This is a genomic window from Bradyrhizobium sp. 137 (assembly GCF_023074095.1).
Taxonomy (GTDB): Bacteria; Pseudomonadota; Alphaproteobacteria; order Rhizobiales; family Xanthobacteraceae; genus Bradyrhizobium.
This window is the reverse complement of sequence record NZ_JADPKU010000005.1, coordinates 93,762-114,869: the sequence shown is the minus strand read 5'-3', so window position 1 is coordinate 114,869 and position 21,108 is coordinate 93,762. Positions and strand designations below refer to the sequence as shown.

The following is a 21,108-nucleotide window of genomic DNA, read 5'->3' as shown; positions in this document are numbered from 1 at the left end:
GCAGCCTACGCAAGATCCGCATAGGTTGAGCGTTGCTTTGACACAATCTTGAAACCCGCTATCGTCATCGCTCCGTTCAAACAATGGGGGACGATATGGACAACGAGAAGCCGATCACCGAGCTGGCGATGGAGACGATCACCACCGCCGTGGAAGCGACCAAGGACGCCGCAGTCGCCGCCGTCAAGCAGGTGAAGGAAGCCGCAAAGAAGGTCGCGGCGAAGAAGGCTGCCAAAAAGACGGCCAAGAAGGCTGCCAACAAGACCACGAAGAAAGCCGCGAAGAAGTCGTCCAAGAAAGCCGCAAAAAAGGCCACCAAGACATCTGCGAAGAAGGCCGCCAGGAAAGCCACCAAATCGAAGAAGAAGGCCAAGAAGGCCAAGCGCTGACCGCAACGCTCGGAAACTGCTAGAAGCGTCGATTGACCACAAAGACCGCTGTGGCACAGAGCGCCATGCCGGCAATGGCAATTGCGTCCAGCTTTTCTCCGAACAGCAGGTAGGCCATCAGCGCCGTCACGGCCGGCACCAGGTAGAACAGGCTCGCGACCGAGGTTGCCGCGGCGTGGCGGATCAGCCAGTACAACAGCCCGATCGATCCGATCGAGAGCGCCACGGCCAGCCAGGCGAGCGCGAGCACGAATTCGCGCGTCCAGTGCACCACGCGGTCTTCGAACAGAAAGGCGCCGATCGCGAAGAAAATGGTGACGGACAGGTATTGCACGAGATTGCCGGCGCGCCAGTCGATGTGATTGCAGTAGCGGCGCTGATAGAGCGTGCCGAGGGTGATGCTGATCAGCGAGACCACCGAGGCGAGCCAGCCGAGCCCGGCTTCGCCGCTCATCGGGCGGTTGTGCAGGATCAGCACGACGCCGCCGAGGCCGAGCACGAGGCCGGCCCATTGCACCGGCGTCACCTTCTCGCCGAGCCAGCGATTGGCGATGGTCGAGGTCAGGATCGGCTGCAAACCCGGAATCAGCGCGGAAAGGCCTGCCGGAATCGAATGCGCGATCGCGATCGCGGTGCCGCCGAGATAGAAGCCATGGACCAGAATGCCGGCGACCGCGCTGTGCGCAATGCCGGTGCCATCAGGCCATTTCGGCCGCGCGATCGCCGCGATGATCGCCATCAGGCCGACCACGATCGCCATGCGGATGGCGAGATAGGTCAAGGGATCGGCATTGTCGACGACGTATTTCGTGCCGATGAATCCGGTGCTCCAGAGCAGGACGAACAGGATCGGCGCCGCGCGGGCGGTCAGGGCTTCCGGATTGTGCTTCATTGCCGCCTCCTTGCCCGATGGGGCCCCATGCGGCAATACGAATTTCCGGACGAGCGATGCTGCGCTGCGACGACAGCGGGAGCCGCGGCTCAGCCGCTCACCACTCTTCCGGACAGGGGTCGATGATCTTCCAGAGCTCGACCCCGTTCTTGATTTTCTTCATATCAGTGGTGAGCCCGCCATTGCGGCGGATCCAGTCCTTCACCTTGTCGGGATAGTAGGACATCAGATCGGAGGTGCCTTCGGCGCTCGTAACCTTGATGCCGAAGGTGAAGGCCTTGTCGTAATAGGCCTGATGGAAGCCGAGGCTGGCGCGCGGCGTTACGCAGATCTTGTTCATCGGGACGATGCCAAGCACGAGCGTGCACGCCGAATTGCAGATGCCGTCGATAATGACGCGCTCGCCCTTCTCGCGCACGCGCTTGTACTTGGTCTTGTACTCCTCGACATAGCCGCCGTGGTCGCGGGTGATGTGCAGCTCGGCGCGCGCCGGCATGGCGGCGGCGAGGCACAACAACAGCAGGCTCGGAAGCATGATGCGCATGGCGACGTGACGGCGAAAGCCTTCAGGAATGGACCGGCCTCGAAGGAGCCCCCAAAAGGCCGGCGAGGGATTCTAAACCGAATACTATTTGGTCACACTTGTGTGGGGAATTCGTTAAGCATCCCGAAAAGGCCAAAAATGGGCAGCTTTCGACCGCATGTCGGCAATTCTGTCGCACCCACCCGGAAATCTGCGGTTTGGGCGTGATTCCGAGCCTCCGGACCGATGTCCTGACCACCCGAAATTGCTATAAATAGCGGACCCATTCGCGCAGGTTCCGGAGAATCAGATGAGCAAGTTGAAGCTTGTAGCCGCAGTTGCTGTCCTGTCGGCTGCAATCCTAGCCCCCGGCCTCGCGGAGGCGCGGGGACACCACCGCTACCACCGCTCCTACGTCAACCCGCTGCCCTACCCGATCAGCTATCTGCACAATTACGGACCCGGCATCACCCCCGGCACCTTCGCCTATTACGACGGCCCGTCGACCAACCACTGCTACCGAAGCGCAGCCGCTTATATCGGCCAGGACGGTCGCCGGCACCCCTGCTACTGAGGGGCGCCGCTCCTTCCCGCGGGCGTTCTTATTTCGCGGCGCCCGAGAGCAGCAATTGCTTCTCGATCTCGTAGACCGATACGCCTTGTGCACGAGTCAGAATAATCGGCGCGGATCATGCCAGCGCGCGCGGTGAGGCCACCATGGTCGGGGCCGAGGTCTCGCCCGCGCTGACGTCAACATCGAGACGGCCGCCCCGTGCCCCGCAAAATTGCGCAGGATCAAGGCTGGCGGCAAGTCGTGCGAGCACCTGCCGGCGCACGCGCAACACTGAATCAGAGATGGTTTGGTGCCGTTAAGATCATCCCTGACGCTCGGCTGACCGAAGATTTGTTCATCAGCATTACATTTCGGGTCCGCCACAATTTGATCAGAACATCATCGATATCCTGCCTCGCGTCAGCGGAGGAAGACATCATGAAGCTCAAGATTGGCCTCGTCGCCGCATCCTTGTTCGGTGCCCTCGCGGTATCGCCGGCGGCGTCCGCCATGCCCATCGCGCCCGCGCCTGCAACTTCGCAGGTCTCCGACGTCGAGCAGGTCCGCATGGTCTGCAACGCCTGGGGACGCTGCTGGTGGCGTCCGAACTATTATGGGTATTACGGGCCGCGGCCGTACTACGGCCCCCGGTATTATGCGCCGCGCTACTACGGCCCACGCTATTATGGTTACGGCTATCGCCGCTGGTAATATCAAAGGGGGCCCTCGGGGCCCCTTCGCTTTTGCGAGAAGACGCATCTGGAAGCCCGCAGGGGCGCGCCCTTGGCGCGCGGGGTTGACGGTGAAAGCGCGGGCCGAGCAATAATGGGCTGTGCCATCAATGCATGGCGTAAACCCTGCAACCCTCGACAACCCGTTCGGCACGAGGTTGTCACCCATGTCTCAGGTACGACCTGCTACCTATGTCTCCGGGCTGGACAAACATAAGCGTGGCGCGCTCGGAAGGATTCGAACCTCCGACCCTCGGAATCGAAATCCGATGCTCTATCCAGCTGAGCTACGAGCGCCCTGGCCCAAAGATTGGGCCGCAACCGAGACGCGCCTGACCACTGTTGGCGAGCCCGCACAGCGGGCGGCGTTCGGATGGGTTCGAATTAGCAGAGAGGCTGCCCAATATAAAGCCCCACCCGTCGCCGTTCGAGACGAGTCGAAGGCTCTCTCACCAGGTCGTGTTGAAAAGACCGAAATGCGGCTGCTGGGCCACCAGCATCGGCCGGCCAAACTGTTGTGGCCCACCATACTGCGGCCCACCATATTGCGGGGCCGTGTGCGCTCTGGCGACCTTACGCTTGGGCTGAGCCTGGGCCTGCGGCTTCTTGGCGGCGCTGTCGGCCTTCGAGCCAGGGGTAAACTGGGCAAAGGTCTCGCGCACCCGCGCCTTGGCCGACATCTCCGCGAGGGCCGCTGCCGACGCGGTATCCGGCGGCTGCGGCGCCGCGACGGTGGCGCTCTTCATCGCAGGCGCGGCAATCGTCGGCTGGCTGGTATCGAGCACCACGCGCTCAGGCAAATGGCGATCGGACCGGATCCGGATCAGTGGCTGGTCGTTGCTCGCCGTCGCAACAGTTTGCGTCACTGGTGACGCCGGCAGAACGAAGTCCACGGCAAATAACAGTGCGAGCAAAGCTCCACCGACAAAGATGAAATACCGAAAGATGGGCATAGCCGCGCTCCGCCCCCCGCATCCCCGCGTGGGCTCTCCGCCTCAACAGGCGATCTTCTAATTGGTTCCTAGCCCAGCCGTACGGTTCAAATGGCGACGCGAAGTTTTTTGGCCAAGTCTTGCGGACGGTAACTTTTCCGCTATCGGAAAATGCAGCGCTTTACGCGCGGCGCGCTGCAACCAGCGAACACTTCGCCTGATCGGCGTTCACATTGACGTAGCCGACGGGGATCTGCGCATAGGTCTTGCGGCTCTTCATGCTGACGGGGTCCGCCAGCACACGGCTGCGATCGGTGAGATGACTGCCGTCGCGCCGCGCGAAAGCGCAGACGATCTCGACATCCTTTACGGCATAGTCATTGTCGTTTCGCAGCGTGAACGTCACCAGCGCCTTCGAGCCGAGGCCGCCGCGGCGCCAGGTCTGCGATGAAATCCTGAGACGACCGAGTTCTGCCATTGCCGGCGCCCGAGCTTCGGGGGCCGGCGCGCCCGCGCCGGCCGAATCGCCCGAAGGAGCCGTCTCGACGGCTGCCAGCTCCGACGTCCCCGACTCAGCGCTATTGCTTTTGGAGAGAGGCAGCAGCATCCAGATTCCGCAGCCGACGATGATCGCTGCCAGCAACCACAGCAAACTTCGGCCAAACGAGACGCTCGCAACCGTCACGGTCCGCGCCAATCGCTCGCCGATTCCGGCGAAACGCCTCAACCCGATCCGGTCAAGCCCAGCGTTCATGGTTTTCGTCACCGACAGCGGCTTACGCCCGTCCGACGACGGACCGAGCCGCTGGATACCTTAATCGGGAACACGAACCAAGGTTCCCGGCCGTTGCGAATCGGCAACGACGGTGGTGATCACCGGCAGGGGCCGTTAACATGCGGCGCAACATCCGAAGGTCCCATTGGGAGAGAATGAAATGCCAGTCGTCACTTGGGATCACGTCCATCTGCGCAGCCCTGATCCGGAGGCCACGGCGGCCTGGCTGCGCGACATCCTCGGTGGCGAGATCGTGCGGGCGCCCGGACGGATCGACGTGAACCTTGGCGGGGCCAGGATATTCATCGCGCCGCTCGAAGGCGACAGCGCCGTCAGCCCGCCGCCCGCGCATCCGCATCAGGGCCTCGACCATTTTGGTCTGACGGTAAAGGACATCGACGCCGTCGCCGCCGAGATCAAGGCCAAGGGCGTCACTTTCACACGCGAGCCGACGACGATCAGGCCCGGCGTACGCATCTGCTTCATCCGCGGCCCCGAAGGCATCTCCATCGAACTGCTCGAGCGCGACACCAAGTATACGTGACGCGGCGCGGGCGGCATCAGGCATCAGCCCTCCGGGCGAAGCGTCGCTTGGTGGCCTATGTCATGCTACCAGGCATAAAGCAGCGGATGGTGACGCCCATGGGGCCGTAGATCGGCCAGACCATGGTTCGTCCGACCCGGTTGGGCTCCGAGATCACGGCCTCCTCGGGCACGTCCACCCAGACGAGCTCTTGCGGCTGGCCGTCGATGCCCGAGCCGTAGCGCGGGATGCGGACACGATAGTGCCCGTCCTTGCTGTCCCAGTCGGAATCCGAGACGGCCGAGCCGTCGGCGTCCGAGCAGCAAGGCCCCTTGCCGCTTCGCAAGCCGTCGAACCAGGCCTTCAAGTCCGGATTGGTGTTCGCGAATTGGCCACGGTCACGCGCGTGCCCGAAGGAGGCCGCAAGCGCACTCAGGCCCAAGGCGCACGCGAGCCTTATCAAGCTTCGCCAGCGTGTCGCGGTGCCGCTCCGCCGTCGTTCGCTTTTGCAATTCGCGGGACGCACACTGTACAGACGCGGCTCAACGCCGCCGGAATCGATCCAGTTGCTCACGTTCGTCTTGCTCCAGCACTCCGCGGCCAGTGCGATAATGGCTATGCATTTCGCGGGCCAACTCCAATGCGCAACGTCCGGCCTCGCCTCATCATCAGAGCGTCATGACGGCGTCACGCACAAGCCGGAACAATCACGGCTCGCGACGGCGATGCCCCTGCCGCCCGCTAAACTGCCGCGTTGCGCGTGCGGATGCGCTTTGGCATAAATGCTCTACCGCTTACGCCGTTGGGCGATGGCGGCCGGCCTGCGGGACGTGATGAAGAACGGCCTCTATTCGATTCACGTGAGCCTGCTCGACGGTCGGGTCGGCAAAGGCAGCGGCGTGATCCTTTTCCGCGACGGCAAGATTCTTGGCGGCGACGCCTACCTCTATTACACCGGCAGCTACACCGTGAAGGACAACACCTTCAAGGGCGAAGTGCTGGTGCAGCGCCACACCTCGCCGCGGGGCGACGACAATCCGCTGTTCGGCGGCCCCGCCCCGGTCGGCATCGGCGTCAGTGGCACCTTCACGGAGACGCGCGGGGAGATGACCGGCACGGCGCTGGTCGGCAAGGCCAGCCAGATCTTCGGCGCGACGCTGCACAGGCTCGCCGACGTCGATTAGGGCGTGCCAATAAGTCACGACGCACGGCTCAAAACCAGTCTGCAGCAGCCTCCTGACATCCTGAGCAATAGATCGTATGCAGTGAGGATGCCTAGATCGTGGACATATCGCCCATGGGCACGTGACTCGGCGATCGAGTTCGGCCACCTCGCGGCGGCACAGGCGGTCGCGCTCGCCTGTCACCTTCACCCGAATGTCCAGGTCGCCGCCGTCCACAAGGGATGGCGCATGTACATGACCACATTCGGAGAGTTTCTCGCCATCGCGGGCGATATCGTCGTCATCCCGGCGGGCGTACCGCACGCCTCGCAAGGCGGCGCGGGCTCGATCGTCAACCATCTCTATTTACCGGGCGTTCATGCGGCGGTGAGAAGGATCTCGGGGCCGTTCTGCATCCGTAACTCGCGGGCAACCTTGCCAGAGGAGATGCTCGACGCGATCGGCTCGCATGATCCGTGCCCGAGACGTCTGACGCTGCCGGCCAAACGTGCCGCGCTGACGGAGCTGGTTTCGTGCGACGATCTCGACATCCGCACGATCGCGGCACGCCAGGGCCGATCGACCGACGGCTTCATTCGGCAGTTCAAGCGAGAGATTGGAATGACCCCTGCCGCCTATCGTCTTGCGCTGCGACTGGCAGCGGCACGCTCACGTTTGAAGTGCGGCGACACCGTCGCGGACGTGGCTTATGCCGGCTCGTTCTCCGACCAGAGCCACCTTGGTCGCCTGTTTCGGCGCGCTTACGGCGCAACGCCTGCCGCCTACCGCTGCGCGTTCGCAGATTGAGGCGGTCGATTTCGTTCCAGACGTGAATTGGCTCCAGGCGCTAAGCTGGCGCCACTTCCCATGCCATTACGAGCCGCGCATGAACCTTCTGGCAGCCTTCGTCGTCCTCTCCGCGGGCCTGAGCCTCGCCTTTCAGCAGGTGCTGAACGCCAGTCTTGGCAAGGCCATGCAATCAGGGAGGTGGGCGGCGTTCGTGAGTTATCTTGGCGGGACAATCGCATTACTGCTGGTCCTGATCGTCGTGCGCGAGCCGATACCCGCTGCCGCCCTGGCCGGACGAGCGCCTTGGATCGCATGGACCGGGGGAATTTTCGGCGCGATCTTCATCGCGACCAGCATCCTCATGGTGCCGCGCCTCGGCGTGGCGACGGTGTTGACGTTGATCGTCGTGGGTCAGTTGCTTGGTTCATTGGCGTTCGACCACGTCGGCCTGTTCGGCCTGCCGCACCATCCGATCACGTTGACACGGGCGTTGGGCGCCGGGTGTCTCATCCTGGGCGCGGCTCTCGTTCGCGGGTAACGATCGCCGGCAGCGCGGCGCGCTAGCGAGTCCGCGACCTGATCATTCCGCCGCTTGCTCGAGCGGCGCTGTGCGCGGCAGGATCATCTGGATGCGCGTGCCACCGCCCGGCTCGGAATCTAGGTCGAGCCGGCCGCCGAGCCGGTTGGTGACGATGCTGTAGACAATGTGCAGGCCGAGGCCGGTGCCGCCCTGATCGCGCCGCGTCGTGAAGAACGGATCGAAGGCACGGCGGCGGACGTCGAGCGACATGCCGCAGCCATTGTCGGAGAAGACGATCTCGACATTGTCCTTGCCGGACTCGCGCACCTGGATGTCGATGGTCCCCGGCCGGCCGTCCGGAAAGGCGTGCGCCACCGAATTGAGAAACAGATTGGTCAGCACCTGGCCGTACGGGCCGGGATAGCTGTTCATGGTGAGATCCGGCTGACACTCGACATTGAGCGTCAGATTGTGCTTTCGCAGACCGGGCCGCAGGCTCATCACCACCTGCTCGGTGAGGTCGCCAAGGTCGAAGCTGCGCTGGTCCGAATAGTTGCGGTCGGCCGCGACCTGCTTGAAAGACTGGATCAGCTCGGCGGCGCGGTTGAGATTGGAAACGAGCTGCGAAGAGGCATCGCGGCTGGTGTTGAGAAACTCGTTGAGCGTGGAGCGGCGGAGCTCGCCGCGCTCCACCTCGGCGGTGAACATCGCGGTCTTGCGCTCCAGCGCGGACGCGACCGTGAGGCTGATGCCGACCGGATTGTTGACCTCGTGCGCGACGCCGGCGACCAGGCGCCCGAGCGCGGCGAGCTTCTCCGCCTCGATCAACGAGGCCTGGGTCTCGCGCAGATTGCGCAGCGCGGTCTCGGCAGCTTCCTTGGCTTTGCGCATCTCCTGCTCGCCGCGCTTGCGCTCGCCAATGTCGAGCGCGACGGTGACGATGCGTTCGATCTCGCCTTCGGCGTCGAGCAGCGGCAGCTTGTTGACCAGCCATTGCCGCATGTTGCCGGAGGCGTCCTTGTACTCCTCCTCATAGAAGCCGAGCCCCTTGCGGAGCTTGAGCACGCGCTTGTCGCTCTCGTCAGACTTGGCTGCGCCGTAGCGCGACATCAGGTCGGCCGTGGTGCGGCCGAGCGCGTCGCTCGGCTCGATGCCGAAGATACCGGCCATGTAACGGTTCATCAGCACATAGCGCAGGTCGCGATCCTTGACGTTGATCACCGCCGGCACGGTGTCGATGACCTGCTGGAGCAGGCGCCGGCCTTCGGCGATGGCATCTTCCGCCCGCTTCTGGTCGGTGATGTCGCGCAGCGTGCCCTCGTAGCGGACGATGTTGCCCTGCTCGTCCCGCACGCCCGTGGCGCTGTCGGAGAGCCACAGGATGTTGCCGCTGCGCTGGCGAACCTGATACTCGAACTCGCGTACCATGCCGTCGCGCGCCATTAGCCGCTGATATTCGGCACGCGCCTCGGGGTGGACGTAGATCGTGTGGGCGATGTCGTTGATGCTGTCGATGAGGTGCTGCGGGCTGTCGTAACCCATCATCCGCGCCAGCGCCGGATTGGCGTTGAGGAGGTCGCCGGCCGGCGTCGTCACGTAAATGCCATCGACCGAGCCCTCGAACAGTTTTCGGTAGCTCTCCTCCGCGAGGCGCTGCTCGGTGAGCGCGCGCACCGCCGCCTCGCGCGCCGTGTCGGCCTCCTCGAGCGCGCGGCGGAACACTTCGGCCGCGCGCGCGATATCGCCGATCTCGTTGTCGAGGTCGGCCGAAGGGATCGACGTGTCCTTCTGGCCCGCTGCAAGCGCGCGAATGGAGCGCGCGATCTGGGCGAGCGGACGGACCGTCCTTCGCACCACGAACAACGCGGCGCCGATGCCGATCAGCACGCCGACCGTGCCGAGCACGATGCTCTGCCACCGCGCCTCGGTCAGCGTGCGGGCAAAATCGCGCGACAGCACGTGGCCGCGGCGCGAACTGACCTCGCGCAGCAATTCGGTGACGCGGCCGATCAGGCGGCCCTCGGTGCCCAGCACCTCGCGGTCGATGTCGGCGATCTGCCGCTCGCGGACGGCGACCGCCATGATTGCCTCGGCGTAATCGTTGACAGCCGACCTCAGCTTGCTATCGGCGGTGTCCATCGCCCGCATTCCCTCCGCGGCCTGCTCGGCCGCGGAAGGGTTGCGCGCCAGCAGCCCGAGCGCGATCCGGCTCTGCGCCTCGGACAGGCGGGAGGCCAGCTCGCGGTCCGCGGTGCCGGCGACGGCCGCGTCGAAACGGTCGCGCAGCGGTGGCAGGCCGGCGAGCAGCTGGGCGCGGCGGTCGATCAGGGTCGAGATCCGCTCCAGGCCGGTCCGATAGGTCGCAAGCCGCTCGGTGACCCCGTCGATCATGTCCTGCTGCTCGGGCGCGAGCTCGATGCGGGTCTTCTTCAGGATATCGCTTAAGGCGGAGGCCGCCTCGCCCACCTGCTGGAACTGGATGCCGGCGCCGGGATCGGTGACGAAGTCGCGCGCGGCAAGGCGCAATTCGTTCATGCGGCGATCGATGTCCTCGGCAAGGTCCCCGACGCTCTGGAGCCGCTGCAGCTCGGCGAAGGTGGTGTCGATATGCCGGATCGCAATCACGCTCGCGGTCGAGGTGACGATGATCACCGCCAGCACCAACAGGAAGCTGCCGAAGGTGAGCTGGCCGATGGAGAGCGAGAAGGTTCGCTTTTTCTCTGGGGTCGGCATCAATTCGGCGGACATTGGGGCTTTTGAGGACCAGGCTGCTGGAGGCCCAATATACGACGTATTGCGCCCCCGGGGGAACATGCCTCTGGCCGCCGAATATCCTTAATATCCGGAGCCTGCCGCCCCTTCTTCGTCTCGGACTAAGAGCTCTTGACGCTTGCCGGCCGCCCGGCCGGGATCGTCATGGCGGCAACGCCGAGGACGACGCAGGCCAGACCGATCCAGGCGGTGTGGCTCAAGGTCTCGCCGAGGAACGCGACGCTGATGGCAACCCCGATCGGGACGCGCAGATAGGCCTGCGCCGTGGTCCCGACCGAGCCCAATGTCTGGATCAGGCGGAAGTAGATCGCGAAAGCCGCCGCAGTCGAGAACACGGCCAGCGCGAGCAGCGCCAATACGGAAGTCGGCGAAGGCGACAGCCTCCAGGGCTGTTCGATCGCGAGCGAGGCCGGAATCAGCACGGCTGCGCCCGCCAGCAGCGAGCCGGCGGCCGGCGCCATGGGGTCGAGCCCCTTAAAACTGCGGCCGAAGATCGCGGCGCAGGCATAGCAGATCGTCGCGGCGACGATCGCCGCCTCCGCCAGCAGGCCGCTGTCGATGTCATGGAAGGCATTGACGCCGACGATCAGCAGGATGCCGGCCATGCCGGCGATCACGCCAAACAGCTTTCGCGGCGTCGTCGGCTCGTGACGGGTGATCAGCGCCGTGAGCAGGAAGGTGAAGATCGGTCCGGCCGAATTGAGGATCGTAGCAAGCGCAGCATCGACATGGCGCTCGCCCCAGGCGATCAACGTCCAGGGGATGACGCTGTTGAGCACGGCCTGGAAGGCGAAGCGCTGCCAGGTCTCGCGGTCGGTCGGCATCCCGATGCCGCGCGCCCGCATGACGGCCAGCAGCAAGAGGCCTGCGATCGTGGTGCGCGCCGCGATCAGCGTGACCGGCGGAATGGTGGCAACGCCCAGCTTGATGAAAGTGTAGGAGCCGCCCCAGAGCGTTGCGAGCGCGACCAGCAACGCCAGCTCGACGGCGATGTTGGTACCCTGCCGGTTGTCCATGACTTGCGTCCCATCCATTCGCGATGGACAGAACCTAGCGTGTCCGCGGCCGCCGATACTTCGTTTGGCGTCGAAGTATCTAGCCGACCGCGCCGACCTCGAACACCTCGCCATCGTAGCCGGCCTCGCGGGGGATGCGGAGCTGGCGGCCGGTTTCGGTCTTGGTCATCACAGGCATGACCGTGACGATCGACATCCCGCGGGCGTGCTCCAGTGCAGCACTCACGCTGCCCTGCTTGGCAAGCCGGATCAGATTGCGGGTGGTCGGGAACGGCAGCTTGAAGCGGCCGCTCGCCCCGCCCTCCACCGCCTCGCGCGGCGAGACCCAGATGGAATCGGTGGACTCGCGACCATCATGGGCGCCGAGCTGATCGGGCGGCGCGGCCGCAAGGAAGAACCAGGTGTCGAACCGCTTCGGCATGCCCTCTGGCGTAATCCAGTGCGCATACGGCACGAGCGTGTCGAGCGCGAGCTGAAGACGGTTATCGGCAAGGATATCGAGGAAGCTGACCTTGTGCTCGTTGAGCGCGACGCGATGCGCATCGGCGATCTCGCCGGCACGCTTGGCATCGACCGGTGCGCCCGAATCCTTCGATCGCGCCAGGAGGATGCCGCTCTCTTCAAAAGTCTCGCGGATTGCCGCGATCCGAAAGCCGCGGTCCGCCTCGCTTAAGCCCTCGCCGCCCGAATAGAGGTCGGCGCGGACCACGATCTCCTTGTCGCCTGCATCGACGCTGCCGCCGGGAAATACCAGCGCGCCCGAGTTGAACTCGATCTGATGATGGCGGACCATCATGAAGACCTCGATCTCGCCGCGGTTCTTGCCGTCGACATCCACGCCGTCGCGCAGCAGGAGGATCGTCGAGGCAGGGCGTGATGCGGCGGCTTCAGGCATGCGGCTAACCTGCGGCGCTGGATTGCGGGCCGAGATTGGCGCGCTTGTCGATTCGGGCGACGCGCGACAGCAGGTATTCGACCTCCGCCTTCGCCGCCGGCGTGATTGTCGCGCCGGGCTTGCGCTGCGCGCTGGAGGCGATGATGCCGCGCTTCTGGAGCACGTATTTGCGCACGGCAAGGCCGGCGCCCGGCTGCTGCTCGTAGCGGATCAACGGCAGATGCGCGTCGAACAGATCATGCGCGGCATCGCGCTTGCCTTCCTTCGAGAGGCGCACGACATCGATCAGGAGCTCGGGGAAGGCATAGCCGGTCATAGCGCCGTCGGCGCCGCGCTCCATCTCGAAATCCAAAAAGAGCCCGCCATTGCCGCAGAGGATCGAGAGCGGACGGAGCGAGCCGTCCTTCTGGAAATTGCGCAGCGTCGAGATCTTTTCCAGCCCCGGCCAGTCCTCGTGCTTGAGCATCACGCAGTTCGCATTGTCCATAACGATCTTGCGGATCACGGCGGGGGTGAACACCACCGAGAGCGTCAGCGGATAATCCTGAAGCACCCAGGGCACGTCAGGCCCGATCGCCTCGGCAGCCTGCTTGAAATAGCCGACGATCTGGTCGTCGGTGCGGAGCGATGGTGGCGGTGCGATCATGACGCCGGCCGCGCCGGCGTCCATCGAGGCCTTTGCCAGCGAGCGCATGGTGGCAAAACCCGGCGCCGAGACGCCGACGATCACCTGCATCTTCTTGGCCCGCTTGACGAAGCGCACCGCCACCTGCTCGGCCTCGGCGGCATCGAGCTTCGGCGCCTCGCCGAGAATGCCCAGCACCGTCACGCCGTCACAGCCGACCTCCTCGTAGAAATCGGTCAGGCGGTCGATCGAGCGCTCGTCGATCCGGCCGTCGTCATGGAACGGCGTCGGCGCGATTGCGAAAGTGCCCTTGGCGTCGGCGGTGAGTTTCATGTTCGTCTCGTCTCTCTTTCTTTTGTCATTCCGGGATGGTCCGAAGGACCAGACCCGGAATCTCGAGGTTCCGGGTTCGATGCTTCGCATCGCCCCGGAACGACAACTCAGCCTAAAACCGCCGCGCCCCCATCTTGATCTGCTCATCGGAGAAGAAGATCTCCTTGGCATGATCAACGATGTCCTGGGCCTTCCAGCCCGAGTGCGGCGGTTTCCAGCCTTCCATCTCCATCATCCGCATCTCGCGCACGCCGCGGGGCCCGGACACACCCAGCACCTTGCCGGTCTGGCCGCCCGACAAGTCGCTGACCATGTATAGCACGGCCGGCGCGATGCCGTCCGGCCCCAGCGCCGCGCCGGGGTTCTCCTTATAGCGGGGCAGGTCTGCTGTCATGCGGGTCAGCGCGCCCGGCGCCAGCGTCCATATCCGGATGTTGTACTTGCGGCCCTCGATCGCCAGCACGTTGGACAGGCCCCAGATGCCGCCCTTGGCCGCACCGTAATTGGTCTGGCCGAAATTGCCGATCAGGCCCGAGGTCGAGGAGGTGTTGACGATGACGCCGCCGCCGTTTTCCCGCATCCAGCGAAACACCGGCAGGGTGCAACAGAAGGTGCCCTTCAGATGCACCTTGATGACCTTGTCCCAATCCGCCTCGGAGGCTTTTGCGAAAGTCTGGTCACGCAGGATACCGGCATTGTTCACCAGGATGTCTGCCCGGCCAAAGTGCTTGATGGCGTCGTCGAACACCGATTGGCCGCCCTCCATGGTGGAGATGTCGGCGCCGTTGGCGACGGCCTTGCCGCCCTCGGCCTTGATCGCGTCCACCACCTTCTGGGCCATCGAGGTGTCGGCGCCGGAGCCGTCGCGGGGCCCGCCAAGGTCGTTGACGACGACCGAGGCCCCTTCCCGCGCGAACAGCTTTGCATAGGCCTCACCGAGCCCCCCGCCCGCACCAGTGATCAGCGCAACCTTGCCGTCGAGTAGTCCCATGGTGGCGTCTCCCTGTTTTGTTTTCGTGTTCCGGACAAGATGCAGCGTGAACGCTGCATCGCAGAGCCGGGACCCAGTTCTTCGTCGAGCATTCCCTGCCCCGGCTCAGCAGCGCATCACTGAGTGCTGCGCTGCGCCCGGGGCACGAGACCGACCTAACCCAGCACCGTCTTGCCGTTCTTGATCACGGTGACCCCGCGCGACTTCACCTTGGCTTCAAACGAGATCACGTTGCCGTCCTTCCAGAGGTCCATGGTTACGGTCTCGCCGGGATAGACGGGCGAAGAGAACCGGGCAACGTGCTGGCGGAAGGCCGAGGCGTCGTAATCGGCATAGGTCTGGAGCACACCGCGACAGGTGATGCCGTAGGTGCACATGCCGTGCAGGATCGGGCGCGGGAAGCCGGCCTTCCTGGCGAACTCGGGATCCGAGTGCAGCGGGTTACGGTCACCGCAGAGGCGATAGACCAGCGCCTGGTCTGGGCGCGTGGTGATGTCGATGGTCTTGTCGGGTGCGCGCGATGGAATCTTGTGCGGATCCGGCTGCGTCAGGTTCGGCCCGCCGAAGCCCCCGTCGCCACGGGCGAAGCGCGAAGCGACCAGCGTTGCCAGTTTCTCGCCCTTCTCGTTCTTTAGCACCGTCTGGTGGCTGATCACGACGCCCTTGTCCTTGCCCTTGTCGTAGACCTCGAGCACGGAGGAATCGGCGGTGATGTTCGCGGCGACCGGCAGCGGCTGGTGGAAGGTGATGTCGCGCTCGCCGTCGACCACCATCACGCGGTTGAGGTTCATCTCGCCGGGACCCGAACCCCACGCTGCGACGGACGCAAACGTCGGCACTACCTTGAGCGGCCGCGGCGTCAGCGTGCCCTCGTTGACGAAGGCAAGCTCCTTCTCGTCCATGGGATCGGCGCCTAGGCCGATGCCATAGGCGTAGAGCATTACGTCGCGGTCGGTGTAGGCGTATCTCTGGCCGATGTTTTTCAGGCATTTGAGTTCTTCGTATCTGGCGGACATGTTGTTTGTCTTCCTCCCGAATGTCTTCGGCACCGCCAGTTGAAGTGCCCTCTCCCCTTGTGGGAGAGGGCAGCGAGGACGGTGCGGCAAACTCGTTTGGGTGAGGGGTTGCTTCCGCATCGAGCAATCTCTTCGCGGAGCGATACCCCTCATCCGGCGCCAAAGCCGAAGCTTCGCTTCGGCGTCTTTAAGGGCGGCCGCCGGAGGCGGCCTATGCCACCTTCTCCCGCAAGGGGAGAAGGAAGAAAGCAATCAGGCCGGCGTGAAGAACGGCAGCGGTGCGCCGTCGGTCGGCTTGAACACCACCTTCACCTTTTGACCGATCTTCAGCTTATCGAGATCGCAGTCGACGAAGTTGGTCTGCACCGACGGCCCCTCCTTCAGCGTGACGTAGCCGATCGCGTAAGGACCGCTCGGCGACTTCCGCATCAGGCTGTAAGTGTAGATCGTGCCCTCGCCCGAAGCCTCCTCCCACACCGTCTTGTCCGAATAGCAGAACGGGCAGATCGCGCGCGGGAAGTAATGCGCTTCGCCGCAGGCGGTACAGCGCTTGATCATGAACTTGCCGCGGCCAGCGGCGTCCCAGAACGCTGCGGTCTCGGGATTGGTCACCGGGGCCGGGTATTTTTTTGCTTCGCTCATCACACGCGCTCCAGAATGGCGGTCGAGGCGGCGTGGCGAACACCCAAAAGGCCGCCCGTGCCATGGGCGATGGCGAGATCGCAATTCTTGACCTGCACCTTCGGATGCGCCTCGCCGCGCAGCTGCCTGACGGCCTCGATGATCTTGGTCATGCCGCCGCGGTTGACGGGATGATTGCTGCACAAGCCGCCGCCGTCGGTGTTGAACGGCAGCTTGCCGACGCCCGAGATCAGATTGCCATCGGCGACGAACTTGCCGCCCTCGCCCTTCTTGCAGAATCCGAGATCTTCGAGCTGCATCAAGACGGTGATGGTGAAGCTGTCGTAGATCGAGGCGTATTTGATGTCCTTCGGCGTGATGCCGGCTTCCTCGAAGGCGCGCGGGCCGGACCAGATACCCGCGGAATAAGTGAGGTCGAGATCCTTGCCGCCGCGCGGGCCCTTCATGGCCTCGCCATGGCCGATCAGGCGCACCTGAGGCTTCTTCAGGCTCTTGGCAATCTCTGGCGTCGTCACAATCAGCGCGCCACCGCCGTCGGAGACGACGCAGCAATCCATGCGATGGAGGGGATCGGAGATCATCGGCGAGTTCAGGACGTCCTCGACGGTGACGACGTCCTTGAGCATCGCATGCGGATTGTATTGCGCATGATGCGAGGCCGCGACCTTGATCCAGGCGAGCTGCTCGCTCGTGGTGCCATAGTCGTGCATGTGGCGCATGGCACACATGCCATAGGCATTGTGCGTGGTCGCGCCGTAAGCGGATTCGAAATCAACCTCTGCGCCGGCCGCGCGCGGCGGCATCACGCCGGTGCGTGGCTTGCCGGCCAGCGTGATCAGCGCGATCGAGCACTTGCCTGCCGCGATCGCTTCGGCGGCGTGGCCGAGATGGATGATGTAGGAACAGCCGCCGGTCTCGGTCGAATCGATATGGCGGAGTTTTTTGGTGTTCAGGCCGAGATAATCGACCATCGGCCAAGCGCCGCCGGGCGCATCGCCCGCGCAGAAATAGCCGTCGACATCGTCTTTGGAGAGCCCGGCATCCTCGATCGCGCCCTTGGCGACCTCGGCGTGGAGCTGGGCGGTGGATTTGTCCGGCGCATGCCGGGTCGGGTGTTCAAAAATCCCGGCAATGTAGGCCTTGCCCTTGATGGTCAAACTTCAGGTCTCCGCTCGCGTTTTTTCTTGCTCCGTTTTTCTGAACCGCGGTGGCCTGCTTGGCAAGCGCGGAAATATTCCGCCCTGCGAGAGGGTAGCGGGTGGGCCCAAATGGGGTCCGCCTCTTGTGCTGGATTGCGTCGTCGCAAGAGCTCCTCGCCAATGATGCAGGCGACAGCAGAATCCTAAAGCTGCTTTGCCCGACCGCGCAAGCGATTTTCTTTTTTAACGAAAACAACCCCATGCACAGTAGAACGGGGTTGATTTCAAAGAGGAAAATCGCAGAGCTAGGAGACCTACTCCGCCGCGATCTGCCTTGGCGCGGGCGGCGGGTTGGCGAGGTCAGCGGCGAGCTGGGCGTAGCGGGCCTTGGCGTCGTTTACGGCCTTCTCCTTCACCGGGCCGTAGCCGCGAATGCGGTCGGGCAGCGACAGCAGCTCCACGGCGGTGTCGTGCGTGACCGGCGACAGCAGGCCGAGCACGGTTGAAACGTCCTTCTCGTAGCCGGCGATCAGGTCGCGCTCGAGCTTGCGGTCGGCGCTGCGGCCGAAAATGTCGAACGGCGTGCCGCGCAGGAATTTGAATTTGGCCAGCACGCGGAAAACGTTCAGCATCCACGGGCCGAAGGCGCGCTTCTTCGGACGGCCGAGCGCATCAACGCCGCGGCTGAGGATCGGCGGCGCCAGGTTGAAGTTGAACTTGAACTCGCCCTCGAACTGGTCGCGGAGCTGCTGCTCGAAGGCGCCGTCGGTGTAGAGGCGCGCGACTTCGTATTCGTCCTTGTAGGCCAACAGCTTGGCGTAGTTCACCGCGACCGCGCGCGGCAGCGCTTCGCCATAGCCACCGTTCACCGCAACCTCGCGGACCTGGTCGACCAGCTTGCGATAACGGTTTGCCAGGCGAGCATTCTGATAGGCGGTGAGGTGCTTGGCGCGATGCTCGATGACCTCGTCCAACGTCATCGCCTCCAGCGTCTTGGGTGCAACGACCTCGTCCGTCCCCTTCAGCATGTCGGCGAGGCGCTTGGGATCGGCGACCGCGAGGCGGCCGAGGCGGAAGGCCTCCTTGTTCATCTTGATCGAGACGCCGTTGACCTCGATAGCTTGCTCGATCGACGCCGCCGACAGCGGGAACAGCCCTTTTTGATAGGCATAGCCCATCATCATCATGTTGGTGGCGATAGCATCGCCGAGCAGCTGCTCGGCCGGCTTGGTGAAATCGAAGAACACGGAGTCCTTGTGCAGCGCCGTTTCCAGCACCGCGTTGAGCTTGCGGGTCTGGAAATTGAAGTCGCGGTTGAGGACGAAGTCGGCGGTCGGGATGACGTGGCTGTTGATAATGCCGCGGGTGCGGCTGGAGTCGCAGAGCGAGATCGTGTCCTTGGCAACCGCGACCACCTCGTCGGCTGCGAGCACAAGATCGGCCGTTCCAGTGACGATGCGCGAGCAGGTCACCTCGGCCGGATGATCGGACAGGCGGACGTGGCTGAGCACCGCCCCGCCCTTCTGCGCGAGACCCGACATGTCGAGGATCATCGAGGCCTTGCCCTCGATATGGGCGGCCATGCCGAGCAGCGCGCCTATGGTGAGCACACCGGTGCCGCCGACACCGCCGACCGCCATGTTGTACGGCTTGTCGAGGATCGGGCGTGAGGCCGGCTCCGGAAGCTCGCCGATCTCGCTGAGCTCCGCCGGCGCGCGATGGCGCGGCGCACCGCCGTCGATCGTGACGAAGGACGGACAGAAGCCCTTCAGGCAGGAATAGTCCTTGTTGCAGGAGGACTGGTTGATAGCCCGCTTGCGGCCGAACTCGGTCTCGAGCGGCTCGACCGAGATGCAGTTCGACTGCACCGAGCAGTCGCCGCAGCCTTCGCAGACCGCCGGGTTGATCATGACGCGGCGCGGCGGGTCTTCCATCAAGCCGCGCTTGCGGCGGCGACGCTTCTCGGCCGCGCAGGTCTGCACGAATACGATGGCAGACGTGCCCTTGTATTCGCGGCACATCTTCATGACATTGTCGAGCTCGTCGCGGTGATACTTCTTCACGCCGGGCGCGATGGTGTCGGCCGGGTAAGCATCGGGGTTTTCCGAGACCAGATAGAGCTCGCGGATGCCTTCGGCGTAAAGCTGCTGGGTGATCTGCTGCGGCGAGAGATCGCCGTCATGGCGCTGACCGCCGGTCATGGCAACGGCGTCGTTGTAGAGGATCTTGTAGGTAATGTTCGCCTTGGAGGCGATCGCCTGGCGGATGGCGAGAATGCCCGAATGGAAATAGGTGCCGTCACCGAGATTCGCGAAGATGTGATTCTCCTTGGTGAAAGGCGCGATGCCGACCCAGGGCACGCCCTCCCCGCCCATATGCGTAAACGTTTCGGTCGAGCGGTCCATCCACAGCGCCATGAAGTGACAGCCGATGCCGGCCATGGCGCGGCTGCCTTCGGGGACTTTCGTGGATGTATTGTGGGGGCAGCCTGAGCAGAAATACGGGGTACGGGAGATGGGCGCGACCGCCTGCATCTGCGTGGCCTGGCGGCCGTTGAACCAGTCGGCCTTGACGCGGAGCATCTCCGCAATTTCAGGGTTGAGATTAAGTCGAAGCAGCCGCTCGGTCAGCGAGGTCGCAAGCGAGGCGACGCTGAGCTCGGCGGCGAAGGTCAAAAAGCGCTTGTCGTGCTCGTCCATCTTGCCGACGATGCGTGGGCGGACGTCGTCACGCCAGTTGAACAGCTCCTGCTTGACCTGGTTCTCGACGATCTCGCGCCGTTCCTCGACGATGAAGATTTCTTCGAGCCCCACAGCGAACTGCCGTACGCCCTCCGGCTCCAGCGGCCATGGCATGCCGATCTTGTAAAGGCGAAGGCCGATCTTGGCGGCGACCTCCTCGGTGATCCCGAGCTCGCGCAGCGCTTGGCGGACGTCCTCATAGCTCTTGCCGGATGCCATGATGCCGAAGCGGGCGTTTGGCGAATCCATGGTGACGCGGTTGACCTTGTTGGCGCGCGCAAAGGCGATCGCCGCAAAGCCCTTGTAGTCCTGTAAGCGACGGTCCTGCTCGAAGCGGTCGTCGGGCCAGCGCAGATTGAGGCCGCCGGGCGGCAGCTCGAAATCGGAGGGGATGATAAAGGGCTTCATCTCGTCGGTGAGGTCGATCTCGGCCGTGGTCTCCACCGTCTCCGTGATCACCTTCATGCCGACCCAGCAGCCGGAGTAGCGCGACATCGCGATGCCGAGCAGGCCCATCTCGATCATCTCGTGGATGCTCGAGGGATAGAGATACGGCATCAGCGCCGAGATGAAGGCATGGTCGGACTGATGCGGGACGGTGGAGGATTTTGCGCCATGGTCGTCGCCGGCAAGGCAGAGCACGCCGCCGTTCTTGGCCGAGCCGGCGGCATTGCCGTGGCGGAAGACGTCACCGCAACGGTCGACGCCGGGGCCCTTGCCGTACCAGATGCCGACCACGCCATCATATTGGGCGCCGGGCGAGAGGTTGAGCTGCTGCGAGCCCCACACGGCGGTCGCCGCGAGATCCTCGTTCACGCCGGGCTGGAACTTGATGTTGTACTGTTCGAGATGCTTCCGCGCGGCGAAGAGCTGCTGGTCATAGCCGCCGAGCGGCGAGCCGCGATAGCCGGAGATGAAGCCCGCGGTGTTGAGGCCGTTGGCGCGGTCGCGCCGGATCTGGGCCATGGGCAGGCGCACCAGCGCCTGGATGCCCGTGGTGAAAACGTGTCCGGTTTGCTGGGTGTATTTCTGATCGAGACTGATCGGACCCTGGTTGATGCCCATGCTGTCCTCTTCCGCCCTTCTTGGCCTTTGGCCACTTAAGCCGTTGCCTGCCCGTCATTTTTAGCTAGGGCGCGCCGACCATC

Annotated in this window: 21 protein-coding genes and 1 tRNA gene; 7 read left to right on the top strand and 15 right to left on the bottom strand. The window is 64.2% G+C overall.

Annotation, left to right across the window (positions count from 1 at the left end; genetic code table 11):
- Positions 1 to 95 precede the first annotated feature (95 nt).
- The gene (locus IVA78_RS01430; protein ID WP_247276234.1) at positions 96 to 389 is read left to right on the top strand and encodes a hypothetical protein; all 294 of its coding nucleotides are present in this window, start codon (positions 96 to 98) and stop codon (positions 387 to 389) included.
- A 19-nt stretch (positions 390 to 408) separates the two neighbouring features.
- Here the strand turns inward: IVA78_RS01430 and IVA78_RS01425 are convergent, their stop codons facing one another.
- The gene (locus IVA78_RS01425; RefSeq protein WP_247276233.1) at positions 409 to 1,281 is read right to left on the bottom strand and encodes a DMT family transporter; all 873 of its coding nucleotides are present in this window, start codon (positions 1,279 to 1,281) and stop codon (positions 409 to 411) included.
- Positions 1,282 to 1,378: 97 nt separating this feature from the next.
- Complete coding sequence (locus tag IVA78_RS01420) at positions 1,379 to 1,825, bottom strand: hypothetical protein (RefSeq protein WP_247276232.1); 447 nt, start codon at positions 1,823 to 1,825, stop codon at positions 1,379 to 1,381.
- 289 nt (positions 1,826 to 2,114) lie between these two features.
- Between IVA78_RS01420 and IVA78_RS01415 the strand changes: the two genes are divergently transcribed.
- Together IVA78_RS01415 and IVA78_RS01410 are read left to right on the top strand one after the other, a co-directional pair.
- Positions 2,115 to 2,378: a hypothetical protein gene (locus tag IVA78_RS01415; protein ID WP_247276231.1), complete on the top strand. Its 264-nt coding sequence runs from the start codon at positions 2,115 to 2,117 to the stop codon at positions 2,376 to 2,378.
- 417 nt (positions 2,379 to 2,795) lie between these two features.
- Complete coding sequence (locus tag IVA78_RS01410; RefSeq protein ID WP_247276230.1) at positions 2,796 to 3,068, top strand: hypothetical protein; 273 nt, start codon at positions 2,796 to 2,798, stop codon at positions 3,066 to 3,068.
- Between the two features lie 240 nt (positions 3,069 to 3,308).
- Here the strand turns inward: IVA78_RS01410 and IVA78_RS01405 are convergent.
- The 3 genes from IVA78_RS01405 to IVA78_RS01395 all read right to left on the bottom strand — a co-directional run bounded on the left by IVA78_RS01405 (position 3,309) and on the right by IVA78_RS01395 (position 4,717).
- Positions 3,309 to 3,385, bottom strand: a tRNA-Arg gene (locus tag IVA78_RS01405).
- A 152-nt stretch (positions 3,386 to 3,537) separates the two neighbouring features.
- A complete protein-coding gene (locus IVA78_RS01400; protein ID WP_247463817.1) occupies positions 3,538 to 4,041 on the bottom strand; it encodes a hypothetical protein in 504 nt (167 codons plus the stop codon).
- 160 nt (positions 4,042 to 4,201) lie between these two features.
- On the bottom strand, positions 4,202 to 4,717 hold the full coding sequence (locus IVA78_RS01395; protein ID WP_247416855.1) for a hypothetical protein: 516 nt from the start codon (positions 4,715 to 4,717) through the stop codon (positions 4,202 to 4,204).
- 238 nt (positions 4,718 to 4,955) lie between these two features.
- On the opposite strand from IVA78_RS01395, the gene IVA78_RS01390 reads away from it, so the two are divergent.
- Positions 4,956 to 5,339 (top strand): VOC family protein, encoded by a 384-nt coding sequence (locus IVA78_RS01390; RefSeq protein WP_247276227.1) that lies wholly within the window; start codon positions 4,956 to 4,958, stop codon positions 5,337 to 5,339.
- 55 nt (positions 5,340 to 5,394) lie between these two features.
- Here the strand turns inward: IVA78_RS01390 and IVA78_RS01385 are convergent, their stop codons facing one another.
- The gene (locus IVA78_RS01385) at positions 5,395 to 5,892 is read right to left on the bottom strand and encodes a hypothetical protein (protein WP_247276226.1); all 498 of its coding nucleotides are present in this window, start codon (positions 5,890 to 5,892) and stop codon (positions 5,395 to 5,397) included.
- 259 nt (positions 5,893 to 6,151) lie between these two features.
- Here IVA78_RS01385 and IVA78_RS01380 point away from each other — a divergent pair, with 259 nt between their 5' ends.
- The 3 genes from IVA78_RS01380 to IVA78_RS01370 all read left to right on the top strand — a co-directional run bounded on the left by IVA78_RS01380 (position 6,152) and on the right by IVA78_RS01370 (position 7,808).
- Complete coding sequence (locus IVA78_RS01380) at positions 6,152 to 6,502, top strand: GrlR family regulatory protein (RefSeq protein ID WP_247276239.1); 351 nt, start codon at positions 6,152 to 6,154, stop codon at positions 6,500 to 6,502.
- A 3-nt stretch (positions 6,503 to 6,505) separates the two neighbouring features.
- A complete protein-coding gene (locus IVA78_RS34500) occupies positions 6,506 to 7,288 on the top strand; it encodes an AraC family transcriptional regulator (RefSeq protein WP_247416853.1) in 783 nt (260 codons plus the stop codon).
- 79 nt (positions 7,289 to 7,367) lie between these two features.
- Complete coding sequence (locus IVA78_RS01370; RefSeq protein ID WP_247276224.1) at positions 7,368 to 7,808, top strand: DMT family transporter; 441 nt, start codon at positions 7,368 to 7,370, stop codon at positions 7,806 to 7,808.
- A 42-nt stretch (positions 7,809 to 7,850) separates the two neighbouring features.
- Here IVA78_RS01370 and IVA78_RS01365 read toward each other — a convergent pair whose 3' ends face one another.
- From IVA78_RS01365 to IVA78_RS01325, 9 genes are all read right to left on the bottom strand, one after another.
- Positions 7,851 to 10,538: a PAS domain S-box protein gene (locus IVA78_RS01365; RefSeq protein ID WP_247276223.1), complete on the bottom strand. Its 2,688-nt coding sequence runs from the start codon at positions 10,536 to 10,538 to the stop codon at positions 7,851 to 7,853.
- Positions 10,539 to 10,663: 125 nt separating this feature from the next.
- Entirely contained in the window at positions 10,664 to 11,578 is a 915-nt protein-coding gene (locus tag IVA78_RS01360; RefSeq protein ID WP_247276222.1) for an EamA family transporter, read from the bottom strand.
- Positions 11,579 to 11,657: 79 nt separating this feature from the next.
- Complete coding sequence (locus tag IVA78_RS01355) at positions 11,658 to 12,473, bottom strand: NUDIX hydrolase (RefSeq protein WP_247276221.1); 816 nt, start codon at positions 12,471 to 12,473, stop codon at positions 11,658 to 11,660.
- 4 nt (positions 12,474 to 12,477) lie between these two features.
- Positions 12,478 to 13,431 carry a dihydrodipicolinate synthase family protein gene (locus IVA78_RS01350; RefSeq protein ID WP_247276220.1) on the bottom strand — a complete coding sequence of 318 codons (954 nt, stop codon included), beginning with the start codon at positions 13,429 to 13,431 and terminating at the stop codon, positions 12,478 to 12,480.
- Between the two features lie 112 nt (positions 13,432 to 13,543).
- Entirely contained in the window at positions 13,544 to 14,422 is an 879-nt protein-coding gene (locus IVA78_RS01345) for an SDR family oxidoreductase (protein ID WP_247276219.1), read from the bottom strand.
- A 155-nt stretch (positions 14,423 to 14,577) separates the two neighbouring features.
- Complete coding sequence (locus IVA78_RS01340) at positions 14,578 to 15,438, bottom strand: MaoC/PaaZ C-terminal domain-containing protein (protein WP_247276218.1); 861 nt, start codon at positions 15,436 to 15,438, stop codon at positions 14,578 to 14,580.
- 252 nt (positions 15,439 to 15,690) lie between these two features.
- Positions 15,691 to 16,080, bottom strand: a complete 390-nt coding sequence (locus IVA78_RS01335) for a Zn-ribbon domain-containing OB-fold protein (protein ID WP_247276217.1) — start codon at positions 16,078 to 16,080, stop codon at positions 15,691 to 15,693.
- Positions 16,080 to 17,237 carry a thiolase domain-containing protein gene (locus tag IVA78_RS01330; RefSeq protein WP_247276216.1) on the bottom strand — a complete coding sequence of 386 codons (1,158 nt, stop codon included), beginning with the start codon at positions 17,235 to 17,237 and terminating at the stop codon, positions 16,080 to 16,082. Before IVA78_RS01330 ends, IVA78_RS01335 begins: the two co-directional genes overlap by 1 nt.
- Before the next feature lie 296 nt (positions 17,238 to 17,533).
- Positions 17,534 to 21,025: an indolepyruvate ferredoxin oxidoreductase family protein gene (locus IVA78_RS01325; protein ID WP_247463812.1), complete on the bottom strand. Its 3,492-nt coding sequence runs from the start codon at positions 21,023 to 21,025 to the stop codon at positions 17,534 to 17,536.
- Positions 21,026 to 21,108: the final 83 nt, after the last annotated feature.

Coding starts and splice junctions, on each gene's coding strand:
- IVA78_RS01350 (WP_247276220.1), bottom strand. CDS start 13,431: ATGAAACTCACCGCCGACGCCAAGGGCACTTTCGCAATCGCGCCGACG.
- IVA78_RS01365 (WP_247276223.1), bottom strand. CDS start 10,538: ATGTCCGCCGAATTGATGCCGACCCCAGAGAAAAAGCGAACCTTCTCG.
- IVA78_RS01390 (WP_247276227.1), top strand. CDS start 4,956: ATGCCAGTCGTCACTTGGGATCACGTCCATCTGCGCAGCCCTGATCCG.
- IVA78_RS01325 (WP_247463812.1), bottom strand. CDS start 21,025: ATGGGCATCAACCAGGGTCCGATCAGTCTCGATCAGAAATACACCCAG.
- IVA78_RS01355 (WP_247276221.1), bottom strand. CDS start 12,473: ATGCCTGAAGCCGCCGCATCACGCCCTGCCTCGACGATCCTCCTGCTG.
- IVA78_RS01335 (WP_247276217.1), bottom strand. CDS start 16,080: ATGAGCGAAGCAAAAAAATACCCGGCCCCGGTGACCAATCCCGAGACC.
- IVA78_RS01430 (WP_247276234.1), top strand. CDS start 96: ATGGACAACGAGAAGCCGATCACCGAGCTGGCGATGGAGACGATCACC.
- IVA78_RS01340 (WP_247276218.1), bottom strand. CDS start 15,438: ATGTCCGCCAGATACGAAGAACTCAAATGCCTGAAAAACATCGGCCAG.
- IVA78_RS01360 (WP_247276222.1), bottom strand. CDS start 11,578: ATGGACAACCGGCAGGGTACCAACATCGCCGTCGAGCTGGCGTTGCTG.
- IVA78_RS01415 (WP_247276231.1), top strand. CDS start 2,115: ATGAGCAAGTTGAAGCTTGTAGCCGCAGTTGCTGTCCTGTCGGCTGCA.
- IVA78_RS01380 (WP_247276239.1), top strand. CDS start 6,152: ATGAAGAACGGCCTCTATTCGATTCACGTGAGCCTGCTCGACGGTCGG.
- IVA78_RS01370 (WP_247276224.1), top strand. CDS start 7,368: ATGAACCTTCTGGCAGCCTTCGTCGTCCTCTCCGCGGGCCTGAGCCTC.
- IVA78_RS01410 (WP_247276230.1), top strand. CDS start 2,796: ATGAAGCTCAAGATTGGCCTCGTCGCCGCATCCTTGTTCGGTGCCCTC.
- IVA78_RS01400 (WP_247463817.1), bottom strand. CDS start 4,041: ATGCCCATCTTTCGGTATTTCATCTTTGTCGGTGGAGCTTTGCTCGCA.
- IVA78_RS01345 (WP_247276219.1), bottom strand. CDS start 14,422: ATGGGACTACTCGACGGCAAGGTTGCGCTGATCACTGGTGCGGGCGGG.
- IVA78_RS01420 (WP_247276232.1), bottom strand. CDS start 1,825: ATGCGCATCATGCTTCCGAGCCTGCTGTTGTTGTGCCTCGCCGCCGCC.
- IVA78_RS01425 (WP_247276233.1), bottom strand. CDS start 1,281: ATGAAGCACAATCCGGAAGCCCTGACCGCCCGCGCGGCGCCGATCCTG.